We start from the raw sequence: 24,156 nt of genomic DNA on the forward strand, positions 1-24,156 counted from the left end.
AGGCGGGCTTGGTGATTTGAGACAAATCGACGGGTTCGGAGGCTTCTGAAAAATCGTCGTCGGATGCGGAAATATGGGCGTAAAAATCTGCCACGACGGGGCCAGAGTCTAGCTCGTCTTCAGGCGGCAGGGGCAGGTCAAGCGGGTCGGGTTTGTCCCAGTCGCTCTCCATAGGGAGTGTCGCCGCTTCGGTGGCAAAGTCACGCGCTGGGGCAATCGGCGGCATCACAGACCCCGCACTCTCTACGGGCAAACTGGCGCTGGGCAAACCGCTCGGTGAATGATTCCAGGCTGCATCCATCGGCGCAAATTCAGGCGTTTGGCCATCAGTCTCGCTAATTTGCCCGCCCAGTTGCCCCCTGAATTGCCCGCCCGGTTGCCCACCGATTTGCCCCGTTACTTGCCCAATGACTTGCCCAGGAGTCTGAGCAGAGGTCTGAGCAGGGGGCTGAACAGGGATCTGAGCAGGAGTCTGAACAGCGGTTTGGACAGCGGTTTGGACAGCGGCCGTTGATCCGTCATTCATGCCCAGTCCATTCAGCCCCAACGCCTGGAGCGATCGCCCTCGTGCCCGGTCTTCTGCGTCTTCGATACTGGCGCTTTCGGCCAGCCCAGTGGCCAGCGTCAGCCCACCCACGATTACACTAGCCCGCACGATATAGCGCCCGTTTTGCACAGTCAGCAGGTCGGTAATCAGGCTAGCGAAGGGATACATAGCCCGAAATCGCGCCAGCAGTGCGGGCAAGTTCTCAGGCAAATTCTCAGGCAAGTTCTCAAGCAGGTTTCTAGCAGAATCAGCAGAAAAGGACGACATGACCAAGCACGGGAGGGAACGATTCGGAGAAGCAGGAACGATTCGGAGAAGCAGGGTAGCAGCGGGCGCGTTTGCATCTGTGCGATCGCCTCCTCACCATACCCGGATTTCAGCCCAACGAAGCGAGTCGGGTCGAGGTCGAGGTCGGATTTTATGCGTGGTTTCATGCATGGGGCAGACGTTTTTGCTGAACCCGCAAAAGCCTTTGATTCATCCCTGGAATTTTCTGAGACAAAGATTTGGGTTTAAATTCGATATGCTGTGAAGGAATGCTGTGAAGAATATGGTTCGTTTAGTCTGCGCTCCACTGCTGCTTCTTTGCAGAGATTCTCGCCGTTTGCGTTGCTGTTTGCCTAGAGATTGCCGCCATGCTAGATAGATTGCTCGACTTGTCTCCCAACCTGGGTGTAGACACGTTCCTTCTGCTGACGGTGCTGGTGGCCCTCGAAACGCTGCTGTCTGCCGACAATGCGATCGCGCTGGCGGCCATCGCCCAAGGGCTAGACGGCAAAAAAATGCAGCGAGACGCGCTGAATTTGGGGCTACTCGTCGCGTTTATTTTTCGGGTCATCCTGATTCTGACGGCAACCTGGGTGATTCGGTTTTGGCAGTTTGAGCTGGCGGGTGCGCTCTATTTGCTCTGGCTCGTGTTTAAGTATTTCACGTCCGACGAAACAGAGGACGGCGAACACCACCACCACGGGCCGCGTTTTACATCACTCTGGCAGGCAATTCCAATCATTGCTGTTACCGATCTGGCATTTTCGCTGGATAGCGTTACCACGGCGATCGCCCTGTCTCAGGAAGTGTGGCTGGTGCTGACGGGCGGGCTGATCGGGATTCTCACGCTGCGGCTATTGGCGGGGCTATTTATCCGCTGGCTAGACGAATATACCCATCTGGAAGACGCGGGCTACATCACCGTGGGGCTGGTGGGGCTACGCCTGCTGATCAGGGTGTTTAACGACAGCCTCGTTCCGCCCCAGTGGGCCATGATTTCCGTGATTGCGCTGCTGTTTGTCTGGGGCTTTTCGGAGCGCAAACCGGAGGCGATCGCCGCTGAGTCTGGCTCTGTGCCCCTTGCTGAAGCCCACACCCCACCCGATGCGCCGCCGCTCGAAGTTCCTTCTGGGGCAAAACCAGAAGCCGATGAGCGCGAGGCGCAAGAAATCTCTGCGGACTGAGCCAGAGATAGCGCCCAAATAGCCCCTAGATCGCCCCTAAATAGCTCCTAAATAGCTCCTAAATAGCCCCTCAGCTACAGCGTGATACAGCGTTATGGATACTCTGCTGTCTTCGAGTCCAGTGGCGATCGCCCCACCGCGCTGCCCAGACCTGCTGGCCCCTGCCGGCAACTGGGACTGCGCCCGTGCTGCGGTCGAAAACGGAGCCGACGCAATCTATTTCGGGCTGGATCGGTTCAATGCACGAATGCGGGCGCAAAACTTTACCGAAGCTGATTTGCCGGAATTGATGGCATTTCTGCATCGGCGCGGCGTGAAGGGCTATGTCACGCTGAACACGCTGGTCTTTCCGGCAGAACTCGCCGAAGCCGAGCAGTATGTGCGAACCATGATCGCGGCAGGCGTAGATGCGGCGATTGTTCAAGATATCGGCATTTGCCGCCTAATTCGCCACCTGTCGCCCGACTTCCCCATCCACGCCTCCACGCAGATGACCATCACTAGCGCTGCCGGGGTCGCCTTTGCCCAAGCGCTGGGCTGCAACTTGGTGGTGCTGGCCCGCGAGTGTTCGCTGAAGGATATCCGAAAGATCCAGCAGCAACTGGGCGATTCCCTCAGGGATCGCGGCGCGAATCGCGCGATGTCCATGCCGCTGGAAGTTTTTGTCCACGGGGCGCTTTGCGTCGCCTACTCTGGGCAATGCCTGACCAGCGAATCCCTCGGCGGCCGCTCTGCCAACCGGGGCGAGTGTGCCCAGGCCTGTCGAATGCCCTACGATCTCATTGCAGACGGGCAGAAGGTGGATTTGGGCGATCGCCACTATTTGCTCAGCCCCCAGGATCTATCTGGACTGGACGTATTGCCCGACCTGGTGGCCACAGGCGTAGCCTGCCTGAAAATCGAAGGTCGCCTGAAATCGCCAGAATACGTCGCCAACGTCACGCGGGTCTATCGCAACGCGCTCGATCGGGTTTGGCAGATGGTCTCAGAGCGCCAGAGCGATGAATTCGCAGAACGCCCCAGTGCCTCATCTCCTGAAGACCGCTACAACCTTGAAATGGCTTTCTCTCGCGGCCTCTACACGGGCTGGTTTCGCGGCATCAACAACCAGGAACTTGTCCATGCGCGATTTAGCAAAAAGCGGGGCGTGTATCTGGGCGAAGTGACCCGCATCCGCAACGAGCGAGCCATGATCAGGCTCCAGGCTCCGCTAAAACCGGGCGATGGTGTAGTGTTTGACAGTGGCCACCCCGATGCCCCGGAAGAAGGCGGCCGGGTGTATTCCGTCGAAATGCAGGGTGACGAAGCAACCCTCACCTTTGGGCGCGGCGCAATAGACTGGCGACGGGTGCGCGTGGGCGATCGCCTCTGGAAAACTAGCGACCCCGAACTGGATCGTCAGCTTCGCCAAAGCTATGCAGGCGACACGCCCAAGGTTCAGCGACCGATTAGGATTGAAGTGCATGGGGAAGCGGGGCAGCCGCTGGTGGCGATCGCCCGCGACGAACAGGGCCACATCGCCCAGGCAGAATCGGAACTGCCACTGGCGATCGCCCAAACCCAGCCCCTAACCACCGAACGCCTGCGGGCACAACTGGGACGGCTCGGCAACACGCCCTTCTATCTCGACTCCCTGCAAAATCATCTGGGCAACGCCACCATGCTGCCCGTCAGCGAACTCAACCGCCTCCGTCGGGAACTCGTCGCCCAGCTCGAAGCCCAGCGCACCCAGCCAAAACCCTGGCATCTCAACCCCCACGCCACCCTCCACACCCTCCTGCCCGCTGCTCCTGCGCCCTCCCGCTCTCCCGCTTCCACCCACCTAATCGCCCTCACCCGCACCCTGCCCCAGCTTCAGGCCGCCCTCAGTGCCGGACTCCACACGCTCTACTGCGAATTTGAAGACCCGCGCAAATACCGCGAAGCGGTTGGGCTGGTTCGGAGTCACCCCAACTCTGACTCCCTGGAAATTTTCGTTGCGCCGCCCCGCATCACCAAACCCGGCGAAACCTGGATCTTGCGGCAGGTGAAGAATGCCCAAGCAGATGGCTATCTGGTGCGAAACTACGACCATCTCCAGTTTTTCGCCGACCAGCGTCGTATCGGCGATTTTTCGCTGAATGTGGCCAACGCGCTCTCCGCCGACTACTTTCGACGGGCAGGGCTAGAGCGACTCACCGCGTCCTACGACCTCAACCTCCAGCAGCTAGAGGGCCTATTGACCAGTTGCCCACTAGACTGGTTTGAAATCACGATTCACCAGCACATGCCCATGTTCCATATGGAACACTGCGTCTTTTGTGCGTTTCTGTCCGAGGGGACGGATTATACAAACTGCGGTCGCCCCTGCGAAAAGCAGGTAGTCAAATTGCGCGATCGCACGGGCACGGAGCATATCCTGCAAGCCGACGCAGGCTGTCGCAACACTGTATTTAACGGCACTGCCCAAACTGGAGCAGAAGCGGTTCATCGGCTCATGCAGCTTGGGGCGCAGGCATTTCGCCTGGAATTTCTCAACGAAACGCCTGCTCAGGTCATGCAAACCATCCAGCGATATCAAGCGCTGCTGGAGGGAACATTGAGCGGAACTGCGCTGTGGAAAGATCTCAAGCTACAAAATCAGCTCGGCGTGACGCGGGGAACCCTCAATTCTTGACCCCCTTTTCTGGAACAGTTCTCCCTTGATTCGCAGGCTGGTGTGTGAATTTAGTTTGTAAATTTAGTCTGTGAATTTTTGATGAACTTATGCCTTCTTTCCTGAAAGGAAGCATAAACCTCGACCAAGCATAAAAAAATCCGGGATCAACTCCCTTAGGATTTCTTCATCTTGTGTCAATTTCCCGTATAGTTTTGACAGGGTTTCCAAGCTGAGACATGAGGCACACGTGTCTTCTGGTCAATCTCTGGGTAACCTGATTGAGGAACCGCGACCAGCAGCTTATGCCCCCTTGCTCGCTGTCACGACTTCCGGGTGTGCCCTAGTTGTGAAAGTAGTGTGTAGTGGTTTGGAGTGATATGGTGAGACGTTGTATCAGACGTTGCATTACAAGGCGTTGCGTTGTGGACCACGGTCGATCCTCCCTTCCCCTTGGAACTTGTCTACAGATGCGCTTTTGACTCTGGTAAACCGCTGACCGCCAGAAGGCACGGCTCAGCGCGACAGGCGGACTAGCACATCCGCTTTTGAGGATGAAGCGCACTCCTCAGGTGCTTTTGCCAAAAGTAAAAATCGGGGCTTTTTGGGTTAAGTTCACTCGATTTGCTTAAGCTCGACATTCTCGCTTGAGCTGGCCCGATTTGTCCTGTTGCTTTTGCCCCTCTCAGGGTGATTTGGAGTCTTTTAGATTTGGGTTTCTCGCAGGTTCTCATGCTTCCATTTTTGCCACTGTTTCCCCTTGCTCAAGCCACCCCAACGGAGGTCTACATCCCTACACCACCTCCGCCGACCCCACGACTCAGCCATGTGGTCGAAGCTCAGGAGGTGCGCCCACTGCCGGGGCGGCTTGACTCAGTGCCCGTGTTTAACAGCAACAGTCCGGAACTGGTGCAGCAAGAAGGCATCTTGCTGTCCACTTTTCCACCGCAGGGGATGCGCGTTCCCTCTGCCCACTTGAACTACGCCTTTGAAGGGCGCTTTGACGTGTTCGCCCATCACATTGCCAAAGGGCGCACGCCAACCGACGTGCGGACGCTCTACATTGGGCTTCTGGCTTACAATCCATCCGATCGCCCGGTGACGATTCAGGTTCATCAGTCTGCGAGTTACCTGAGCCAGGAAGCCCCGTTCTACGACCTGCCCTCCTACGTGGCAAACGCCGGGCCCACGGTGTTTGCAGGGCCGGGCAGCCGCACAATGGGCGACATCTTGCGAGGGCTGAGTCAAGCCATTTTGCCGGAGCGGGTGACGATTCCACCCCGGTACGTGCAACTGCTGCTAAACGAACCCATTCCCCTGCGGAGCTTGCAGTCGTACCGTAATCGTGAGCCGTTGCCCATTGTCGATCCGGAAGATATGGGGCTAGACGCGGCAGAGGCAGCCGATGTTGTGCAAAACGGTGAGGCGCGTCGTCCGGCTCGTCCATCCAATGCTAATCTGCCCATCAACGGGCGATCGGCGCTGCTGCATTTGTCCAGCGATGGCCCCGTGCATCTGGCGAGTTTAGGCATGTTTGCCAGGGTGAATGGCAACGGCACCGAGCGATCGCCCCGGATGGAGGAGTGGCTGGCGCTCTTGCAGCAGGGCGATGTGGCTGGGCCGCGCGATCGCATCCCAACTCCCCCCAACGCCCGTCAGATTGGTCGGTTTTATTACAGCCGGGTATCTGGTGTATCGCAAGGTTCTCGCTGGGATGCCGTGCTGACGGATGGCGATGGGGTTGATCACTTGACGATTCCCCAGCGGGGCGGAGCGATTTCCTACGCAATTAGCACGGTCGATCGGCATACCCTGGGCACTGGGCAAATTCAGAGTGCGCCCATGCTGGTTCGCTATCCGGATACCGCCTATCGGGGTCATGGCAACTATGGTGTGCGCTACAACCTGACGCTGCCGCTGTATAACAACACCAATCAGGAGCAGACCGTGGCGCTGCTGTTCCAAACGCCGATGAAGGACGAATCGCTGCGGGGTCAGGCGCTGCGGTTCCTGAATCCACCCGATCGCCGCATCTTTTTCCGGGGAACGCTGCGGCTGCGATACGTGAACGATTGGGGAGTGACCCAGACCCGCTATGTGCATGTGGTGCAGCGACGCGGACAGCAGGGCGAGCCACTGTTGACCTTAAACCTGAGACGGGGCGATCGCCGTCAGGTGCAGGTTGAACTGCTCTACCCGCCCGATGCCACCCCACCCCAAGCGCTCACCATTCAAACGCTGGCACCAGAACAAGCGCCTCGGCCGACCCCGCAAGAAGAAGGCGGTACAGCCGTCACGCTGGAAGCCTCTCCTCAACCGTAGGCAGTCCTTTGGGGGAAGAATCACAGAAAAATCACATTTGTAACCCCTAAATTTCTAAATGCCGTGGCTCTTGCCGATCACCCAATGCCGCCGGAAAAAGCGCGACAGGCTGGACTCTTGCAGCGACAGGCAAATCGGGCGACCGTGGGGGCAGGTGCGCGGGTTGCGGGTCTGCTGCCAGCGATCGAGGAGGGTTTGCATTTCGGGTAGGGTTAGCGGCGTGCCGTTGCGGATAGCCGTGCGGCAGGCCGTTGCCACCAGCGCCGTTTCCAAATCGCCGCCCAAGCTGAGTTCCAGCAGGGCCGCTGCACAATCTTCCCGCTGCGCCAGCGGAGCCGGAGCTGTGCGGATGGCCCACAGTGCGTCCCCGAAGGGTTCCACCGTCAGCCCAATGCGGACGAGTTGTTCGACCTGGGCCGTCGAGAGGTTGGGCAATAGCGCGGGCGGATCGAGGGGCACTACGGTCCAGCGATCGCACAGTTCCTCATACAACACCCGCTCATGGGCAATGTGCTGCTCAATCAGCCAGATGCCTGCGGGGTGTTCTGCCAGGATGTACATGTTATGAACCTGGGCGATCGCCCGCAGCGGAGAAGGCGGAGGGCTGAGCGGGGACGCAGGCGCAGGAGATGCCTCGCCTGTCGATTCATTTGGGTCGCCTAGGTTGCCCGACCTGTAGCTACCGCCAGATTCGGCAGCCCGCAGCACCTGCCCTAGGCGCTGGCTATGGGCAGCGTCGCTGAGGCTATGGGCATGAAGGCTGAGGGCGTGGGCGATCGCCTCCTGCACCTGCGCTTGCAGCCGATCCAGTTCCTTGAGGTAAATCTCGGCTTTGGCCGGGTGGCGATTCCAGTCAATTTGCTCCGGCGGCAGATGCAAATGCAAGAAGCAAACGGGATGGCGATCGCGCGGCAGCGTCCGGCGAAACGCACCCAGGATCGTCTGCTCCAGTTCTGGAAGCTGAACGACCCGCCCATTCACTGCCACCTTTACCCAGTCTGGGCGGCGGCGATGGCAGCGGTCGGGTAGACCCATCAGGACTGTAGAGCGCGGGGGATGGGGCGGGCTTGCGTCCTCACCACTCCCATCCGCTCCCAACCCAACTCCCAACCCAACTCCCAGCTCAACCTCCACCAAATCCCCCGGCTGCACGTCGCGCAGGATTTGCGGCAAGATCTGTCTCGCCGTTTGGCCGGCCCACAGGCTAAACCAGGGGCGATCGCCCTGCTGAACCACCCACGTCACCTGCGGATGGCCCAGCGCCAGATGACAGACCACCTGCTGAATGGCGCGGAGTTGTTGGGTCATCGGCGGCAATCCCTCGCGGCGAGGCAGCCAGTTGCCAAACAGGTGCGAAACCGTGACCACCGTGCCAGGGGCGATCGCCACCGTGGTTTCCGAGACGGGGTTGCCCTGGCGGTCGTAGCGCACCCACCAGCCTTCTGTCGAGTCTGCTAGACGGCTGCCAATTTCCAGATCGGCTAATTGCGCCAAACTATGCAGCGCCTCGCCCCGAAAACCCAGACTGCGGATGCTCCACAAGTCTTCGCTAGCGTGAATTTTGCTGGTGCTGTGGGGCGCGGCCGCTTGGCGCAAATCGGTATGGCTCATGCCGCTGCCATTGTCCGCCACGCGCAGCGACCACCGCTCGGGCCATACGGCAATGCTGACGTGAGTTGCGCCCGCGTCCAGCGCGTTTTCCGCCAGTTCTCGCACCACCGCCCCCAGCGAGTCGATCACCTCGCCCGCTGCAATGAGATTGACGACTGCTTCTGAAAGAGGCTGGATGGATTGCGTCATCCGGTTTGCTGGGTCAAGACAGAACCCCTAACATTCTGCCTAATTTTGCAATCCACGGGTCAACCCCAATCTTTCGATCCACCCTCCAAACTCGCCAATCCAAAATCCAAAATCCAAAATCCACATAGCCTCCCGCTCCAGCGCAATAAACTCTACTGAAATCTAAACCCGCTGTCGGCTATTGTTAACCTGATGGGTTTCCTGGCCGAGTCGAGTTTTCTTGGTAGATTGTTTGGCGGGGGTCGCTTCTTGGGAACACTGGTAGAAACTTTTACAAACCTTTCGGACAAAGGGGAGACTGAAGCAACACTATGGAGCAGCGGACACACACCACTCCAGACGGGAAAACGGTCATCGTCCTGATGCCCACCGGACGCTTGGATATCACAACGGCCTGGCAGTTTCGCCTGAAGCTGCAAGAGTCGATTTCCCGACTCAGCCCCCACATTGTCGTGAATTTGTCGCAGGTGAACTTTATCGACAGTTCTGGCCTTACGTCGTTGGTGGCTGGGATGCGCGATGCCGACAAAGTAAAGGGCAGCTTCCGCATTTGCAATGTCCACCCCGAAGCCAAGCTGGTGTTTGAGGTGACAATGATGGATTCGGTGTTTGAAATTTTTGAGACCGAGGAAGAAGCGCTAGAAGGCGTGCCCCGGAGTGTGGCCACGGGCTGATGGGCCGGGAAACGCGGCCGGGAACTGGGCGATCGCCCCAAGGATTCCGCCGCCTCGTGTCCCATCGCGCCCCATTCCTCCGCGATGTGGGATAATGGGATCACAATAATTTAAGACTTCCCGTGAGCGACGTTCGCACTGTTTCAGATACTAAGCGTGCCTTCTACAGCCTGCACACGCGCCCGATTAATTCGATCTATCGGCGCGTGGTGGAGGAGTTGATGGTAGAAACGCATTTGCTCCTGGTCAACGCTAACTTTCGCTATGACCCGGTATATGCCTTGGGCGTGGTGACGACCTACGATCGCTTCATGCAGGGGTATCGTCCTGAAAAAGATCAGGAGTCGATTTTCAACGCCCTGTGTCAGGCGGTTGGCGGCGATCCCCAAGTCTATCGGCAAGATGCAGAACGATTGCTGGCAGAGGCGGCGCATCTCTCGCCAGAGGATGTGGTGTCCAAGGTGCGAGAATCGACGGAACCGACGGATGGGTTGGTTGGCGTGCTGCGCGGCGTGGCGAGCAATCCAAACTTTAAGTACAGCCGCCTGTTTGCCATTGGGCTATATACTCTGCTGGAGCAGATGGACAGCGACATGATGAAGGACGAGGCTCGCCGAGCGGCAGCGCTTCAGTCCCTCGGCGATGCGCTGAACCTGTCTGCCGACAAAATGCAGAAAGACCTGGAACTCTATCGCAGCAACCTAGACAAGATGACCCAGGCGCGGGCTGTGTTAGAGGATATCCTGAAGGCAGACCGCAAGAAGAAAGAGGAACGCGCTAAGGCGAAAGAGGGAAAAGTGGAAGATGGGGCGATCGCCACTCCACCCAGTTCTCCGTCTGAGTCTGGCTGAGTCTGAGGGTTGTCGTAAAATTTTTGGAAAGGCGGTGCTGACCTACAAACCCAGCGCCGCCTTTTAGTTAGAAGTTTGGCGCAAAGGGGCGATCGCGCTCTGCGATCACTCCTGGATGCGAGAAGCTGAGCGCTATCTCGGCTTAGCCTAGCCAATATGCTGGAGATCAATCTAAAAATCGGGATGAAAGGATTTGAACCTTCGGCCCCCTCGTCCCGAACGAGGTGCGCTACCAAGCTGCGCTACATCCCGGCGGTGAAATCTATGACTTAGAAATCTACCTCAGACATTCTAGCCTATCACACGCTGCAATCAGCCCAGCCTTTATAATTCAAACAGTGTGATTTGGGCAACAGCGCGTGACGGTCAAGCCAACGAAACCAGACTGGCTGCGGGTGAAAGCGCCGCAGTGGGAGCGAGTCGGAACGGTCAAAGAAATCCTGCGGGATTTGGGGCTAAACACGGTCTGCGAAGAGGCCTCTTGCCCCAATATTGGCGAGTGTTTTAATGCTGGCACGGCGACGTTTCTGATCATGGGCCCCGCCTGCACCCGCGCCTGTCCCTATTGCGATATTGATTTCGAGAAAAAGCCAAAAGCGCTCGACCCGCAGGAGCCAGAAAACCTGGCAGAGGCCGTGCGCCGCATGAAGCTGAACCATGTGGTGATTACCTCGGTGAACCGGGACGACCTGCCCGACGGCGGTGCGGCCCAGTTTGTGCGCTGCATCGAAGCCGTGCGGCGGGTATCGCCCCAAACGACCATTGAGGTGCTGATTCCTGACCTCTGCGGCAACTGGGACGCGCTGGCGCAAATTATCGCGGCTCGTCCTGAAGTGCTGAACCACAATACGGAAACGATTCCCCGGCTGTATCGGCGGGTGCGTCCGCAGGGCGATTATGCCCGCACGCTGGAGTTATTAAGGCGATCGCGCGAACTGGCTCCCTCGGTCTACACCAAGTCGGGCATCATGGTGGGGCTGGGCGAGACGGATGAGGAAGTGCGCCAAGTGATGCAGGACTTGCGCTCGGTGGATTGCGACATCCTCACCATCGGGCAATATCTCCAGCCCAGCCCCAAACACTTGCCGTTGCAGGCATTTGTCACGCCGGAACAGTTCGATGCGTGGCGCGTGGCGGGCGAGGCGATGGGCTTTTTGCAGGTCGTGTCTTCGCCGCTCACGCGCAGTTCTTATCACGCCGAGCAGGTGCGGGCGTTGATGCAGCAGCATCCGCGTTGATGGGGGGTGAGGGGTTGGGGGCGAGGCTTGAGGCAGACGATTGGACAAGGCTCATCCAGCGCTACAGCATTTGGGATAATGGCCAGATATCTCGTCTTACAGGATTCCCCATGCAGACCCGCGAACCCGTAACGGCTACTCCGAATTCCTCCAGTGTCACGAGCGATCGCACTGCCGCCATCAGCCGCACCACCAAAGAAACCGACGTGCAGGTGAGCCTGAACCTAGACGGGCAGGGGCGCTGCGTGGCGCAGACGGGCGTGCCGTTTCTCGACCACATGCTGGATCAGATTGCGTCGCACGGGCTAATTGACCTGGAGGTGCGGGCGACGGGCGATGTGCAGATCGACGATCACCACACCAATGAAGACGTGGGCATTACGCTGGGCATGGCGCTGGCCAAGGCATTGGGCGATCGCAAGGGGATTCACCGCTTTGGGCACTTCGTCGCGCCATTAGACGAGGCGCTGGTGCAGGTGGCGCTGGACTTTTCCGGTCGGCCGCACCTCAGCTACGGGCTGCAAATTCCCACCCAGCGCGTCGGCACCTACGACACCCAACTGGTGCGGGAGTTTTTTGTGGCCGTAGTCAACCACGCCCAGATCACATTGCACATCCGCCAGCTTGATGGCATCAACTCCCACCATATTATTGAGGCGACGTTCAAAGCTTTTGCCCGTGCCCTGCGGATGGCGGTGGAAGTGGACCCGCGCCGGGGCGGGGCGATTCCTAGCTCGAAGGGTGTGCTGTAGCGGGTTGGGAACCCCGCACGGGCTGCGGTGGGTTGATGGTCAGCCGGGGCAGGCGATGCTTGAAGCTACACAGGATTTCCCAGGAAATCGTGCCCAGCGTCTCGGCCCAGTCGTCGGCGGAAATTCTTGCCTGTCCGTCTTGCCCCAATAGCGTCACCACTTCGCCCTCTTGCAGGTTGGGAATGGTGCTGACATCTAGCATCAGCTGATCCATCGTGATTGCGCCGATTTGGGGAACACGCTGCCCTCGCACCAGCACCGTCATCCGATTCGACAGGTTGCGCGGCACGCCGTCGGCATAGCCGATTGCCACCGTCGCAATGGTCATGTCTCGGTCGGCAATGAAGCGATAGCCGTAGCTGACCCCCGTACCAGGGGCGATCGTCTTGACCTGGGTCACTCGCGCCTTGATCTGCATCACTGGGCGCAGGTCAATTCCCTGGGCCAGGTGGGGCGCAGGGTATAGCCCGTACATCCCCAGCCCCACACGCACCCGGTCGTAGTGCAGCGCCGAGTCTGCCAGCGTTGCCGCCGAATTCGCCAGGTGCAGTTTCGGTGGATTCACCCCGGCCTGCCGCATTTGGGCGATCGCCGCCTCAAACCGTCGCTGCTGAAGCCGCATCACGGCTTCATCGGGTTCATCCGCCGTCGCCAGGTGAGAATAGGCGCTGGCAATGTGCAAGTGCGGCAACCCCTGCACCAGTTGCCCAAACGCCGCCGCATCTTGCCAGGGCGCACCCAGCCGAGACATTCCCGTATCCAGCTTCAGATGAACCGGAAGCGGTTGCCGCAGGGTTAGCTTGCCTGCCGTTTCCGAAAAAACCAGCGCTTGCCGGGGGGTGCAGAGCGTCGGCTGGAGCCGCCAGCGGGCGATCGCCTGCACCTGTTCTGCTGTATTCGTCGCGCCCAGCAGCAGAATCGGAGCCTGAATGCCGGCCTCGCGCAGCTCAATGCCTTCGGGAATCGTGGCCACGCCCAGCCAAGTCGCCCCAGCTTGCAAGGCAGACTGGGCGATCGCCACGGCCCCATGTCCATAGGCATCCGCCTTTACCACCGCCATCAGTTCCGTCCCCACTGCCAGCCGCATCTGCAACTGCTGGACATTGTGGGCCAGCGCCGATAGGTCAATCTCCACCCAGGCCCGCTCCCGCTGCATCGGGATCAGGCTTGGCGTGTGTTCCCAGCTCAACATACCCCACTCCTCACACACTCTCTGGTCAAGTGCTAACTATGCTAGTATGCGTGTTAACATCCTTTAAACCTTTTTATAAATCCAGCCATCAATGGGCAAGGTTCTGGTTCTCAACGCCTCGTATGAACCGCTCAACATTACTAGTTGGCGACGGGCAGTGATCCTGCTGATTAAGGGAAAGGCGGAGCAAGTCGAGCATAACGGCAAGCTTGTGTATGACAAATTTCCCCTGCCGACGGTGATTCGGTTGCGCCACTACGTCCGCGTTCCCTACAAAGAAATTCCGCTGACTCGCCGCAATATCCTCCACCGAGACAGCCATTCCTGCCAATACTGCGGCTATACGGGCGACGAGCTAACGCTGGATCACGTCTTGCCCCGATCGCGCGGGGGCGAAGACACCTGGGAAAACATTGTGACCGCCTGCGTCCGCTGCAACGTTAAAAAAGGAAGCCGCACGCCCAAAGAAGCCAACATGATTTTACGCCGTCCACCCCATCGCCCCCACAGCGGGCTATATTTTGAAGTCACCAAGCACATAAAAAGCGGTGTGCATCAAGAGTGGCAAAAGTATGTCATCGGCATATGACCCCTGTGCGGCGATCGCACGGGGGTTTTTGCTTGGGCGATCGCCCAACCCTGGTTCCACAAGGGTTTTGGGTTCTGGGGCTACGTCTGGCGAAAGGTCGGGAAACTGGCCCTTGGGTGGACTGCGAAGCGCTGTTTTTTTGTCATGATCGCAGTAGGGGAATGCAGCGAACCTCGACTTGGGCGCAAAACGCCTTGAAATTGCTAGACAAAGCGGGTTTGGCAGAGCGCACAGTTTAGAGGGCTGTGTGGAACGGAGATTGTAAAAAGAAAAAGGATTGATGAGCGATCGCCCACTCGGTTGACTGGGGATACTGCCCTCCCCTACGGTGGATTTAAGATTTGCAAGTGATCGTTGCAACCCGTGAATGCAACCCGTGAATGCAACTCGTAAACGCAACTCGTAAACGCAACGCAGTAGAAGCAGCCTATAAGCAACCTAGAAGCAGCCTGTAAGCGCAACGTGCAAGCGTAACTTAGTATCCGTTTTTGACATCAATTTCCAACGCTATGCAATTGAATTCAGTTCCTTCTCTAGATGTACTGCCGACGGATATAGGGTCTGGTTCGGTTGCCTTTGGCACGGGCGATCGCCCCCCCGCAGACGGCGACGACCCCTTTCAACGGCGAGCCGACTGGACGCTTTCGACCCCCCAAGGACGACGGCTAACGGAGCAAAAGACCGCCGCTTTGCGACAGTTGTTGGAACAGCATCGGGGCGATCGCCAGTTGATCATCCTGCAAGACTTTCCCGACCCCGATGCCCTCTCTAGCGCCTGGGTCTACAAGCTGATCGCCGACCAATTCAACATTCGCTGCGATATTGTCTACGCAGGCACCCTCAGCCACCAGGAAAACATTGCCTTGGTGCGGCTGACGGGGCTGCCGGTGCAGCGCTGGAGCTATCAAGCCGCTAAGGAAAAAGACCTGTCCGTCTATGGTGGCGCGGTGTTTGTCGATAACCAGGGCACAACCACCCAACTGCTGTCGCTGATCGAGCAACTCAAGATTCCCGTCGCGGTTGTCATTGACCACCACAGCTTGCAGGGCGATCTGCACGCCGAATTTTCCGACATTCGCCCCCAGGCCCGGGCCACAGCAACCATCCTGACGCAATATATCCAGGCAGGCATGGTGCGGCTAGACAGCAGCAACAATGAGCATGTGAAGTGTGCCACGGCGCTGATGCATGGGCTACGCTGCGATACCAATCGGCTGATGCAGGCTCAAGAAGAAGACTTTTTGGCAGCCGCCTACCTCAGCCGCTACGCCGACGCACAATTGCTCAATGCAGTGCTGCAATCCTCCCGCTCAAAGCGGGTGATGGACGTAATCGAGCGATCGCTCCGCAACCGCATCATTCGCAACAACTTCTCTATCGCTGGGGTCGGCTATCTGCGCTACGACGACCGGGATGCCATTCCCCAGGCAGCCGATTTCCTGGTCACAGAAGAAAACGTCCACACAGCCGTAGTCTATGGCATCGTCCACGACGAAGACGAAGACCTGGAAATCGTCATCGGCTCCCTCCGCACCAACAAGCTGACCCTCGACCCCGATGAATTCATCAAGGAAGCCTTCGGACAAGATGCCCAGGGACGATACTTTGGCGGCGGGCGATCGATGGCAGGTGGCTTCGAGATTCCGATGGGCTTTCTCTCTGGCTTCAACGAAAACAGCGACTACACCCGCCTCAAATGGGAAGTATTTGACTCTCAACTCAAGCAAAAGCTGCTGCGGCTGGTCAACCCCGAAGACGAAGTAATCCGCACATCCTAGGGTTTGGCGGCAAAGCGCTTAAGCTGAGTCCAGAAGCAAGTGGATAGATTGGTAGAGGTAGAGTAATCTGCCCTTTAACCAAAGTGTAGCGTGCTGAAGCGTGCGATTCAGTCAGCCGTAACGTACTGCCCCGAAAGGCTTCGATACGTTACGCTAGCGCTGGCGCACCCGCCTGAACCGACAGATGCCGACAGATCGGTAGATCCAGATTAGTAGATACAGATTAACAGATCGGTAGATCCAGATTAGTAGATTAGGATCTGGGCGGCTCAGTTCACGACTCTGCCCCCTGCCCTAGTTCATGCGACACGCTACGCTACAGGCACGCAGGCGCACCTAGAGTATGCTTGACACAGCTTCTTCTTGACGCTTTTCTTAACTTCCTGATAGCGCTGGTTCGGGCTTTCCCGTCGGCCCCCGTTCAGCCGTCAGATCCCAATGCTCAGGACTAAATGCCATGGCAGCTAAACCCTCCAGTTCTCATGCAAAGCAAGCCCATAACCGAGTGGAACAATTGACTGCTGAGGCGCTATCTCGCGCCTTCTTTGTCGAGGGTTTGACGGATGAAGAAGAAGACGATAACCCCTACCTAGAATATTCCTACCATGAGCCGGGTGCCCTGCCAGGAACGCTCACCATTGAGGACGACGCACCGCCCCCCGTCATTACCCTGATTGATTATTGCGAAGATAGTGCAACTCGGATTCCTATTAACGAGCCGGAAGAAGCCATTCCCTACCTGGATGCCGAGTCGGTTTCCTGGGTAGATGTCAAAGGCTTGGGCAGCGAAGACGTACTCAAGCGTCTGGGCAATATTTTTAACCTGCATCCGCTGGTTCTAGAAGATATCGTCAACGTGCCCCAGCGCCCAAAAGTCGAAGAATACGGCGACCAACTGCTGCTCATCACCCGCATGGTGACGCTGAAGGACAGCGGCCGCGGCTTTTTCACCGAGCAGGTGAGCTTTATTCTGGGAAAAAACTATCTGCTGACGGTGCAAGAAGAACCCGAATACGACTCCTTTGGGCCCGTGCGCGAGCGCATTCGCCTGGGCAAAGGCACAATTCGCAGCCGTGGAGCCGACTATTTAGCCTACTGCTTGCTTGACTCGATTGTGGACGGTTTCTTTCCGGTGCTAGAAACCTACGGCGAGGAGCTAGAGGAACTGGAAGATGAGGTAGTTGCGAAGCCCGTCCGCACCACTCTCGAAAAAATCCACACCATCAAGCGAGAACTGCTCAACCTGCGGCGATCGATCTGGCCAATGCGGGATGCCATCAGCGCCCTCATCCGCGATGGCGAAGACCTGCTTCAGGACGAAGCGCGGATGTATCTGCGGGACTGCTACGACCACGCGGTGCAGGTGCTGGACATGGTAGAAACCTACCGGGAGGTCGCTTCTAGCCTAATGGATGTCTACGTCTCCTCTGTGGGCAACCGCATGAACGAGTTGATGAAGCAGCTCACGCTGATTTCCTCCATCTTCATTCCGCTGACGTTTATTGCCGGAGTCTATGGCATGAACTTCAACCCCGATGCATCCCCCTGGAATATGCCTGAACTGAACTGGTATTGGGGCTATCCATTATGCTGGGCGGTGATGCTGCTGACTTCGGCAGGGCTGCTGTTTTATTTTTGGAAGCGCGGCTGGTTTGAAAATTACTCAGGAATTCGGGAAGACTAGCGCTGAATTTGTCCATCCGTTTGTCCTCTGGTTGAACTACTGGGCAAACGGTTTACAATCTCTGCGTGTCCAGTTCTTCGAGCTAGAGACTTTCCACAGACTTTGTAGATTTGCCTTGTAGATTTGCCTTGTAGATTGAAAATATGGATTTGAAATCGCTGATTCGCGACATTCCCGATTTCCCCCAGCCGGGAATTCTGTTTCGAGATATTACAACCCTGCTGCGCGATCCTGAAGGACTGCGCTACACAATCGACAGCATGGCCGAACGTTGCACCGATCTGTCGGTAGATTACATCATCGGCATGGAGTCTCGTGGATTTATCTTTGGTGCGCCGCTGGCCTACAAGCTGGATGCAGGATTTATTCCCGTTCGCAAGCCAGGAAAGCTGCCTGCTCCGGTTCACAGCGTCGAATATGAGCTAGAGTATGGCACTGACAAGCTGGAGATTCACCGCGACGCAGCGGAGCCACCTGCCCGGATCTTGATTGTGGATGACGTGATTGCGACGGGGGGCACGGCCGCTGCAACGGCTAAGCTGGTGGAGCAAACGGGCTGTGAACTGGCGGGGTTTGGGTTCATTATTGAACTGACAGGACTGGAGGGGCGCAAGAAGCTGCCGGACGTTCCAGTTGTTACCCTGGTGGAATATTAGGCGGTTTAAGCTCAGGTTGGGTAGGGCGGCTATGACTTCTCGCGAGACAGCTTCAGCACAGCAGCGATTTTCGGACGGACTGGTTCAGGTTCAACGGTTCTTGGCCAGTGAAATTGTGGGCTATGTGGTGAAACGGCTGCTGCAAGGGGCGCTGACGCTGCTGCTGGCTTCGGCGCTGAGCTTTTTCATCATTCAGCTTGCGCCGGGGGACTATCTGGACACGCTGCGCCAGAATCCGCAGATTTCGGAAGACACGCTGAATGCCTTTCGGGAACAGTTTGGGCTAGACAGGTCGCCGATTGAGCAATATTTTCTTTGGTTGCGGCAGATTTTCACGCGCGGCAACTTTGGCGTGAGCTTTATTTATTCTCAGCGGCCGGTGACCTCGCTGCTGTGGGAGCGAATTCCGGCAACGCTGCTGCTGTCGATCGCCTCTTTGGTGATTACCTGGGCGATCGCCCTTCCCTTGGGCATTATTGGCGCGGTCAACCAGAACAAGCTGATCGACCGCATCTTTCGCGTGATCAGCTACATCGGTCAGGGGATGCCCGCGCTGATTATGGGGCTGCTGCTGCTGTTTTTGGCGCAGCAACTCTCACCGCTGGTGCCCGTGGGCGGCATGACCAGCATCAACCACGCCGACCTGACCCCGATTGGCAAGGTGCTGGATATCGGCTGGCACATGATTTTCCCGACGCTGGCGCTGAGCTTGGTCGGGTTTGCCGGCCTCCAGCGGATCACGCGGGGCGAACTGCTGGACGTGCTGCGGCAGGATTATATTCAAACCGCCCGCGCCAAGGGTCTGCCAGAGAATCGCGTCATTTACGTCCACGCGCTGCGAAATGCCCTGAACCCGCTGGTGACGCTGCTGGGCTTCGAGTTTGCCAGCCTGCTGGGTGGCTCCTTCATTGTGGAAAATTTCTTTAATTGGCCAGGGCTGGGGCGGCTGGTGCTGGAGGCGATTACGGCGCAGGATTTGTATCTGGTGATGGCTAGCCTGATGATGGGCGCGGCGATGCTGATCATCGGCAATTTGCTAGCGGATCTGCTGCTGAAGGCGGTTGATCCCCGGATTAAGCTGAGCAGTATTCAGTAGTGGGGGCTAGCCTGCGGCTGTCAGCAGTTTTTCGGCCAGTTGCTCAATCTCCTCGCGCAGGGTGAGCGGTTCTAGCCAGCGGGACGGAATGCCCGACTCGCCATAGAACGCGCCCGCGACCTGGCCGCAGATGGCGGCGGTGGTGTCTGCATCGTCGCCCAGATTCACCGCGGCGAGAATCGCCTGCTCGTAAGTCTCCGTTGTCCAAAAGCACCAGAGGGCGGCTTCCAGGCTTTGAATCACATAACCCGTGCCGTGGATCTGGTCGAGGGGTTTGTGGCGATAGTTGCCCTGGGCAATCGCCCTTACCGCCTCTTCCGCAAACGATGCCGGGTCGCTTTGCAGCAGGATTTCGGCTTTGCTGGCTCCTGCCAGTGCCCGATGCAGAATCTCGCCGAATAGTTGGGAGGCTTCGACGCATTCCGCTGCGCCGTGGATGGTGCGGGCGCTCTCGCCGGAAAACTGTCGCGTGCGATCGCCATCGGGAAAGTAAAAAATTGACACTGGAGCCAGCCGCATCAGGCAGCCATTCCCCGCCGCTCTGGGATGCGTCGAGCCGCTAAAGGGGTTGCCAGAGACTTTGTAAGCCTGCAATGCCCGTTGGGTCGTATTGCCAATATCAAAACAGACCCCAGTGCTGCTGAGATAGCCCCGCTCAAACCAGGCCCAGTAGCGCTCCATCTGGTCGGCCGCGTCGAACGTGCCCCGTTCCACCAGGCTGGTCGCAAGGCAAAGCGCCATTGAGGTGTCGTCGGTCCACTGGCCCTTTGCCAGCCGGAACGGGCCGCCGCCCACCATGTCGATGACTGGCGGAAAAGAGCCACGCGGCTGAAACTCGACCGTGGTGCCCACTGCATCCCCCGCGGCTAGCCCTAGCAGACAGCCCCGCGCACGTTCCAAGAGAGAAACTGACATTCCAAACAGGCCAGACTAGCAGACCAGACTAAACGGCTCAGAGGCGATCTGGGTCAAAAAGAGGAGACAACGTGAGATTCAGGGAGCCTAGTAGAAATCGACCTCTGGTTCGGGCTGCGGCTCAACGAAGCTGGAGGGGTCGTAAAGATAGCGAGTGGCTTCTTCTTCGAGCTGGTGAATCAGGTAAGGTTCGACGACGTTCGTATGCCGAAGGGCGGCCAGATATCCATCGAGGTATAGGCGCAGTTCGTCGAAGCGATAGCCCCGATGCCACTGCTCATTCAGCGCGTCGGTCAGGCGCTGATAGAACCGGATAATTTGTGCGTCCTGAAGCATGGAGAGGTGGTGCAATGCTATGCCCTATTTTACCCCGAAGACAGGGGTGACTAGGGGCGATCGCCCCATTCTGTCCAGACCGATAAGCATTCTGAATACCGAGCTTCTAACAATGTTACGACTTACACAGTTGGAGAATTTCTCGCGGGCGCAGCCCGCGAGAAATTCTCCAAAGTCCAGAAAGCCTATCGCAAGTGCGTAAGTCCTGAATATTTCCAATGTTTCTAACAGCGTTTCCTAACATCCCACAGCCGCGCCAGCCCAATTCCCACAAACGGCCCATTTGTCAAGGCTTGAGTCGCCTAGCCCGTAGCAGTGGTTACAAAACCTTGACAAGCGCTCTGTTAGCTTTAGAAACAATCCGTATCATCAGCTAAGTCGTAGCTAGACATTGTGAGCGCTGTCTGCATTCAAATTGTCGAGGGAAATCCCCATTTGCGATCGCTTCTCGGGTGGCACCTCCAGCAGGTCGGCTATTCGGTCTATCAATCTGCCAGCTTGCAGCAGGCCAAAGATGTCTACTTAAACCGCAAGCCCCAGCTTGTGGTGCTGGATTCAGATTTGTCCGACGGAAGCGGGCTGGAGTTTTGTCGATGGCTGCGTCAGCAGAGCCAGCCCTTTGTGCTGATTCTCTCGGCCCGCAGCACCGAGTCCGATATTGTAGCTGGCCTGCGAGCAGGCGCAGACGACTACCTCACCAAGCCCTTTGGGATGCAGGAGTTCCTGGCGCGGGTAGAAGCGCTGACCCGTCGCAGTCGCCCCACGGTCGCCCCTGCCATTTTGGACTATGGCGATTTGAAAATTGACCTAGTGCAGCGCCGCGTCCATCTGAAGCACGAGCTAATAGACCTGACTCCGCAAGAATTTAGCCTGCTCTATGTGCTGGCGCAGGCGGGTGGTTTGCCCCTCAGCCGTTCGGAACTGCTCCGCAAAGCCTGGCCCGATGCGATTGACAATCACCGCACCGTGGATACACACGTCCTTTCTCTGCGGAAAAAAATTGAGGTCGATCCGCGCCAGCCCAATTTAATCCAAACTGTTCGGAATGTCGGCTATCGCTTTAACACCGAGGTTGCCGGGCCCAGTCTGGTCTCTGCGTCCAACCCCAGCCAGAACCATAATCATCGGGCTGCGATGCATTCTTTGTCCTAAGCCCAAACTATAGCCCAAACTTTAGGGTCTGCTTTCACCTGCTTGCATTTCATCTGCTTTCATTACGGCGGAAAAGCCGGGGGTTGCGGTATGCTGCTGCTAGCTGCGCTCGTCTGCTGTTGCTATGGGTTTCGGGTTTTTCTTGGGGAGTTCTAGCGTTCAGCCGCTGCTGCGAGGGAATGGACTGCGCGTAGGGCTGCAAGTTGGGCTGCAAGTTGGGCTGCGAGTTTTGGCGCAGTGGCTCAGCAGAATGTTGAATAACATGTTGAACGGACGAAGGGCGATCGCCCTTCCCGTTTTGTGCCTGCTGCTGTTGGGAATCACGGGCTGCACGCTGCCCCGCGTCAATGCCGAGGAGCGGCTGTTTTTGCCGCTAGCGGTGGACTTTCTGGGGGAATATCGGCTGCCACCGCAGGAGTTTGAAGGTGCGCCCGTGGGCGGTTTGTCGGGGCTGGCCTACGACCGTCAGCGCGATCGCCTCTATGCCCTGTCGGACGACCGCAGCAACTTCGGCCCCGCCCGATTCTACACACTCCATCTCACGCTAGATCAGTCTGAACCAGCAAATCCCCGCATCGGCTCCGTTGAGGTGGAATCTGTCACGCCGCTGCTAGACGAAGACGGCCAGCCCTTTGCAGCGGGAACGGTCGATCCAGAGGCGATCGCCCTCACGCCCCGCCAAACCGTCTACATCGCCAGCGAGGGCATTCCCAGCCAGAACATTCCCCCCTTTATCGACGAGTTCGACCTGGAAACCGGCCGCCGAAAATCTCGTCTCAAACTTCCAGAGCGCTACTTGCCCGCCGCCGCCGATGCCCCGTCCAAAGGAGTTCAGGAAAACCTGGGCTTTGAATCTCTCACCCCCGACCCCAGCGCCCTGGGCACGGCGGGCTATCTGGAACCCTTTCGCCTGTTTGCCGCCACCGAGTCTTCGCTGCTCCAAGATTTGGACGCTGGCCCGTCGGGGGAGTTGCCGCCCCTGCGCCTGCTGCACTATCTCATCGGCAAAGACCAGGCAACGCTCTTGGCAGAACATCTCTATTACCGAGACGCGCTGCCGCCAGAGCAGGGCGAACCCGGACTGACGGAACTCCTAGCAATCGACGCAGGCGGTCAGTTCCTCAGCCTAGAGCGGGCCTTTACCCCACAAACGGGCGTAACCGCGCAACTCTTCCAGATGGTAATGGGCAATGCCACCGACACTTCTGGGATGCCTCAACTCCAGGGCGACCTGAGCAGCATCCAGCCCGTCCGCAAGCGCCGCCTGCTCAACCTAGGCGATTTGGGCATTCGGTTAGATAACCTAGAAGCCATGACCCTCGGCCCCCGCCTGCCGGACGGCTCCACGACCCTGCTGCTGGTGAGCGACGACAACTTTAACCCACTCCAGGTGACGCAGTTTTTGCTATTTCGCCTGCGGTAAAGAGCGGGCTTGAGCAAAAGGATCTTGGATCACAAGAGCAAGCCAAGGACGCTATCCATCCAAAATCCAAAACCCAAAATCTAAAATCCCAAGCCGTCCCCTTGCGAAATCAACCCCGCAATCAATGTATCTATAATGTTGAACTTGTTGAAATAAACTCCCCGTTCCCGACTCTTTCACCCCCCGCTCTTGAACATGCAACCTCCCCTGTCCGCCGGAACCGTTTTGCAAAATCGCTATCGCCTGGTCAAGCTGCTTGGCCAGGGCGGGTTTGGGCGCACGTATCTGGCAGAAGACTTGGGGCGGTTTAGCGAGCGGTGTGCGCTGAAGGAGTTTATTCCCTCGCAGTCGGGGGACTATGCGCTGGAAAAGTCGAAGGAATTGTTTCAGCGGGAGGCGGCGATTCTGTATCAGATCCAGCACCCGCAGATTCCCCAGTTTCGCGCCACGTTTGAGGAAAATCAGCGCTTGTTTCTGGCGCAGGATTATGTGGAAGGCAAGTCCTACCGCGATTTGCTGACGGAGCGCAAGCTGAGCGGGCAGGCGTTTTCAGAGCCGGAGGTGGTGCAACTGCTGCGGCAACTGCTGCCTGTGTTGGCCCATATCCATGCCCGTGGCATTATTCACCGCGACATTGCTCCGGATAACATCATGCTGCGGCAGGCCGATCAGCTTCCGGTGCTGATTGACTTTGGCGTGGTGAAAGAAATTGCCACGCGGCTGCAAACGGCGACCCAATCCACGACCGTCGGCAAGCTGGGCTATGCGCCGAGCGAGCAAATGCAGACGGGACGCGCCTATCCCAACAGCGACCTCTACGCGCTGGCGGTGACGGCGGTGGTGCTGCTGACGGGGCGAGAGCCGCAGGAACTCTACGATGACATGAACCTGACCTGGCACTGGCAGCGCTACGCCAACGTCAGCCCCGGACTGGCGCAGGTGTTGAACAAGATGCTGAGCTATCGGCCGGGCGATCGCTATCAATCGGTAGCCGAAGTGGCCCAGGCGCTTCAGGCAGTGACCAATGCGGCGACCTATCCCGCAACCCAGCCGCCCACCTACCAG

The 24,156-nt window shown here is 58.0% G+C and carries 19 protein-coding genes, 1 tRNA gene and 1 pseudogene; 15 read left to right on the forward strand and 6 right to left on the reverse strand.

Annotated elements, in window-relative coordinates; all coding sequences use genetic code 11:
• Window positions 1-814 (reverse strand): annotated as a pseudogene (locus IGS51_RS11495) (hypothetical protein); the annotation flags it as partial.
• Between the two features lie 368 nt (window positions 815-1,182).
• Between IGS51_RS11495 and IGS51_RS11500 the strand changes: the two are divergent.
• From IGS51_RS11500 to IGS51_RS11510, 3 genes are all read left to right on the forward strand, one after another.
• A complete protein-coding gene (locus IGS51_RS11500) occupies window positions 1,183-1,998 on the forward strand; it encodes a hypothetical protein (protein ID WP_297078525.1) in 816 nt (271 codons plus the stop codon).
• A gap of 94 nt (window positions 1,999-2,092) precedes the next feature.
• On the forward strand, window positions 2,093-4,654 hold the full coding sequence (locus IGS51_RS11505; RefSeq protein WP_297078526.1) for a U32 family peptidase: 2,562 nt from the start codon (window positions 2,093-2,095) through the stop codon (window positions 4,652-4,654).
• Window positions 4,655-5,365: 711 nt separating this feature from the next.
• Window positions 5,366-6,955, forward strand: coding sequence for a DUF3370 domain-containing protein (locus IGS51_RS11510; protein ID WP_297078527.1), 1,590 nt, complete (start codon window positions 5,366-5,368; stop codon window positions 6,953-6,955).
• A 54-nt stretch (window positions 6,956-7,009) separates the two neighbouring features.
• On the opposite strand, the gene mutL is transcribed toward IGS51_RS11510, so the two are convergent.
• Window positions 7,010-8,755, reverse strand: a complete 1,746-nt coding sequence (gene mutL / locus IGS51_RS11515) for a DNA mismatch repair endonuclease MutL (RefSeq protein WP_297078528.1) — start codon at window positions 8,753-8,755, stop codon at window positions 7,010-7,012.
• 311 nt (window positions 8,756-9,066) lie between these two features.
• On the opposite strand from mutL, the gene IGS51_RS11520 reads away from it, so the two are divergent.
• Window positions 9,067-9,429 carry an STAS domain-containing protein gene (locus IGS51_RS11520; protein ID WP_172353804.1) on the forward strand — a complete coding sequence of 121 codons (363 nt, stop codon included), beginning with the start codon at window positions 9,067-9,069 and terminating at the stop codon, window positions 9,427-9,429.
• 122 nt (window positions 9,430-9,551) lie between these two features.
• Window positions 9,552-10,280 (forward strand): photosystem II biogenesis protein Psp29, encoded by a 729-nt coding sequence (gene psb29, locus IGS51_RS11525; RefSeq protein ID WP_297078529.1) that lies wholly within the window; start codon window positions 9,552-9,554, stop codon window positions 10,278-10,280.
• A 178-nt stretch (window positions 10,281-10,458) separates the two neighbouring features.
• On the opposite strand, the gene IGS51_RS11530 is transcribed toward psb29, so the two are convergent.
• Window positions 10,459-10,532, reverse strand: a tRNA-Pro gene (locus IGS51_RS11530).
• Window positions 10,533-10,639: 107 nt separating this feature from the next.
• On the opposite strand from IGS51_RS11530, the gene lipA reads away from it, so the two are divergent.
• The gene (lipA, locus tag IGS51_RS11535) at window positions 10,640-11,518 is read left to right on the forward strand and encodes a lipoyl synthase (RefSeq protein WP_297078530.1); all 879 of its coding nucleotides are present in this window, start codon (window positions 10,640-10,642) and stop codon (window positions 11,516-11,518) included.
• 110 nt (window positions 11,519-11,628) lie between these two features.
• A complete protein-coding gene (gene hisB / locus IGS51_RS11540; protein WP_297078531.1) occupies window positions 11,629-12,270 on the forward strand; it encodes an imidazoleglycerol-phosphate dehydratase HisB in 642 nt (213 codons plus the stop codon).
• On the opposite strand, the gene alr is transcribed toward hisB, so the two are convergent.
• A complete protein-coding gene (gene alr, locus IGS51_RS11545) occupies window positions 12,248-13,462 on the reverse strand; it encodes an alanine racemase (protein WP_297078532.1) in 1,215 nt (404 codons plus the stop codon). The genes hisB and alr overlap by 23 nt on opposite strands.
• A gap of 91 nt (window positions 13,463-13,553) precedes the next feature.
• Here alr and IGS51_RS11550 point away from each other — a divergent pair, with 91 nt between their 5' ends.
• The 5 genes from IGS51_RS11550 (at window position 13,554) to IGS51_RS11570 (ending at window position 19,265) form a co-directional block, all read left to right on the forward strand.
• Entirely contained in the window at window positions 13,554-14,051 is a 498-nt protein-coding gene (locus IGS51_RS11550) for an HNH endonuclease (protein WP_172353809.1), read from the forward strand.
• 509 nt (window positions 14,052-14,560) lie between these two features.
• Entirely contained in the window at window positions 14,561-15,829 is a 1,269-nt protein-coding gene (locus tag IGS51_RS11555) for a bifunctional oligoribonuclease/PAP phosphatase NrnA (RefSeq protein ID WP_297078533.1), read from the forward strand.
• 457 nt (window positions 15,830-16,286) lie between these two features.
• A complete protein-coding gene (corA, locus tag IGS51_RS11560) occupies window positions 16,287-17,513 on the forward strand; it encodes a magnesium/cobalt transporter CorA (RefSeq protein WP_297078534.1) in 1,227 nt (408 codons plus the stop codon).
• A 143-nt stretch (window positions 17,514-17,656) separates the two neighbouring features.
• A complete protein-coding gene (locus tag IGS51_RS11565; protein ID WP_172353813.1) occupies window positions 17,657-18,169 on the forward strand; it encodes an adenine phosphoribosyltransferase in 513 nt (170 codons plus the stop codon).
• 31 nt (window positions 18,170-18,200) lie between these two features.
• Window positions 18,201-19,265 carry an ABC transporter permease gene (locus IGS51_RS11570; protein WP_297078535.1) on the forward strand — a complete coding sequence of 355 codons (1,065 nt, stop codon included), beginning with the start codon at window positions 18,201-18,203 and terminating at the stop codon, window positions 19,263-19,265.
• 6 nt (window positions 19,266-19,271) lie between these two features.
• Here IGS51_RS11570 and IGS51_RS11575 read toward each other — a convergent pair whose 3' ends face one another.
• Window positions 19,272-20,180: an ADP-ribosylglycohydrolase family protein gene (locus IGS51_RS11575; protein ID WP_297078536.1), complete on the reverse strand. Its 909-nt coding sequence runs from the start codon at window positions 20,178-20,180 to the stop codon at window positions 19,272-19,274.
• 87 nt (window positions 20,181-20,267) lie between these two features.
• Complete coding sequence (locus IGS51_RS11580; protein WP_172353815.1) at window positions 20,268-20,516, reverse strand: DUF6761 family protein; 249 nt, start codon at window positions 20,514-20,516, stop codon at window positions 20,268-20,270.
• Window positions 20,517-20,909: 393 nt separating this feature from the next.
• On the opposite strand from IGS51_RS11580, the gene IGS51_RS11585 reads away from it, so the two are divergent.
• From IGS51_RS11585 to IGS51_RS11595, 3 genes are all read left to right on the forward strand, one after another.
• On the forward strand, window positions 20,910-21,668 hold the full coding sequence (locus IGS51_RS11585) for a response regulator transcription factor (protein ID WP_297078537.1): 759 nt from the start codon (window positions 20,910-20,912) through the stop codon (window positions 21,666-21,668).
• 124 nt (window positions 21,669-21,792) lie between these two features.
• Window positions 21,793-23,091, forward strand: coding sequence for an esterase-like activity of phytase family protein (locus IGS51_RS11590; RefSeq protein WP_297078538.1), 1,299 nt, complete (start codon window positions 21,793-21,795; stop codon window positions 23,089-23,091).
• 195 nt (window positions 23,092-23,286) lie between these two features.
• Window positions 23,287-24,156 (forward strand): serine/threonine-protein kinase (locus IGS51_RS11595; RefSeq protein WP_297078539.1); only part of this gene is annotated, 870 nt, incomplete at its 3' end.

Origin of the sequence: Thermoleptolyngbya sp. M55_K2018_002, from assembly GCF_015295965.1 — a bacterium.
Lineage (GTDB): Bacteria > Cyanobacteriota > Cyanobacteriia > Elainellales > Elainellaceae > Thermoleptolyngbya > Thermoleptolyngbya sichuanensis.

Bases quoted from the DNA above. Each gene is read 5' to 3' on its own strand.
- IGS51_RS11500 (WP_297078525.1), top strand. From the start codon at position 1,183: ATGCTAGATAGATTGCTCGACTTGTCTCCCAACCTGGGTGTAGACACG.
- IGS51_RS11505 (WP_297078526.1), top strand. From the start codon at position 2,093: ATGGATACTCTGCTGTCTTCGAGTCCAGTGGCGATCGCCCCACCGCGC.
- IGS51_RS11510 (WP_297078527.1), top strand. From the start codon at position 5,366: ATGCTTCCATTTTTGCCACTGTTTCCCCTTGCTCAAGCCACCCCAACG.
- mutL (WP_297078528.1), bottom strand. From the start codon at position 8,755: ATGACGCAATCCATCCAGCCTCTTTCAGAAGCAGTCGTCAATCTCATT.
- IGS51_RS11520 (WP_172353804.1), top strand. From the start codon at position 9,067: ATGGAGCAGCGGACACACACCACTCCAGACGGGAAAACGGTCATCGTC.
- hisB (WP_297078531.1), top strand. From the start codon at position 11,629: ATGCAGACCCGCGAACCCGTAACGGCTACTCCGAATTCCTCCAGTGTC.
- alr (WP_297078532.1), bottom strand. From the start codon at position 13,462: ATGTTGAGCTGGGAACACACGCCAAGCCTGATCCCGATGCAGCGGGAG.
- IGS51_RS11550 (WP_172353809.1), top strand. From the start codon at position 13,554: ATGGGCAAGGTTCTGGTTCTCAACGCCTCGTATGAACCGCTCAACATT.
- IGS51_RS11555 (WP_297078533.1), top strand. From the start codon at position 14,561: ATGCAATTGAATTCAGTTCCTTCTCTAGATGTACTGCCGACGGATATA.
- corA (WP_297078534.1), top strand. From the start codon at position 16,287: ATGGCAGCTAAACCCTCCAGTTCTCATGCAAAGCAAGCCCATAACCGA.
- IGS51_RS11565 (WP_172353813.1), top strand. From the start codon at position 17,657: ATGGATTTGAAATCGCTGATTCGCGACATTCCCGATTTCCCCCAGCCG.
- IGS51_RS11570 (WP_297078535.1), top strand. From the start codon at position 18,201: ATGACTTCTCGCGAGACAGCTTCAGCACAGCAGCGATTTTCGGACGGA.
- IGS51_RS11575 (WP_297078536.1), bottom strand. From the start codon at position 20,180: ATGTCAGTTTCTCTCTTGGAACGTGCGCGGGGCTGTCTGCTAGGGCTA.
- IGS51_RS11580 (WP_172353815.1), bottom strand. From the start codon at position 20,516: ATGCTTCAGGACGCACAAATTATCCGGTTCTATCAGCGCCTGACCGAC.
- IGS51_RS11590 (WP_297078538.1), top strand. From the start codon at position 21,793: ATGGGTTTCGGGTTTTTCTTGGGGAGTTCTAGCGTTCAGCCGCTGCTG.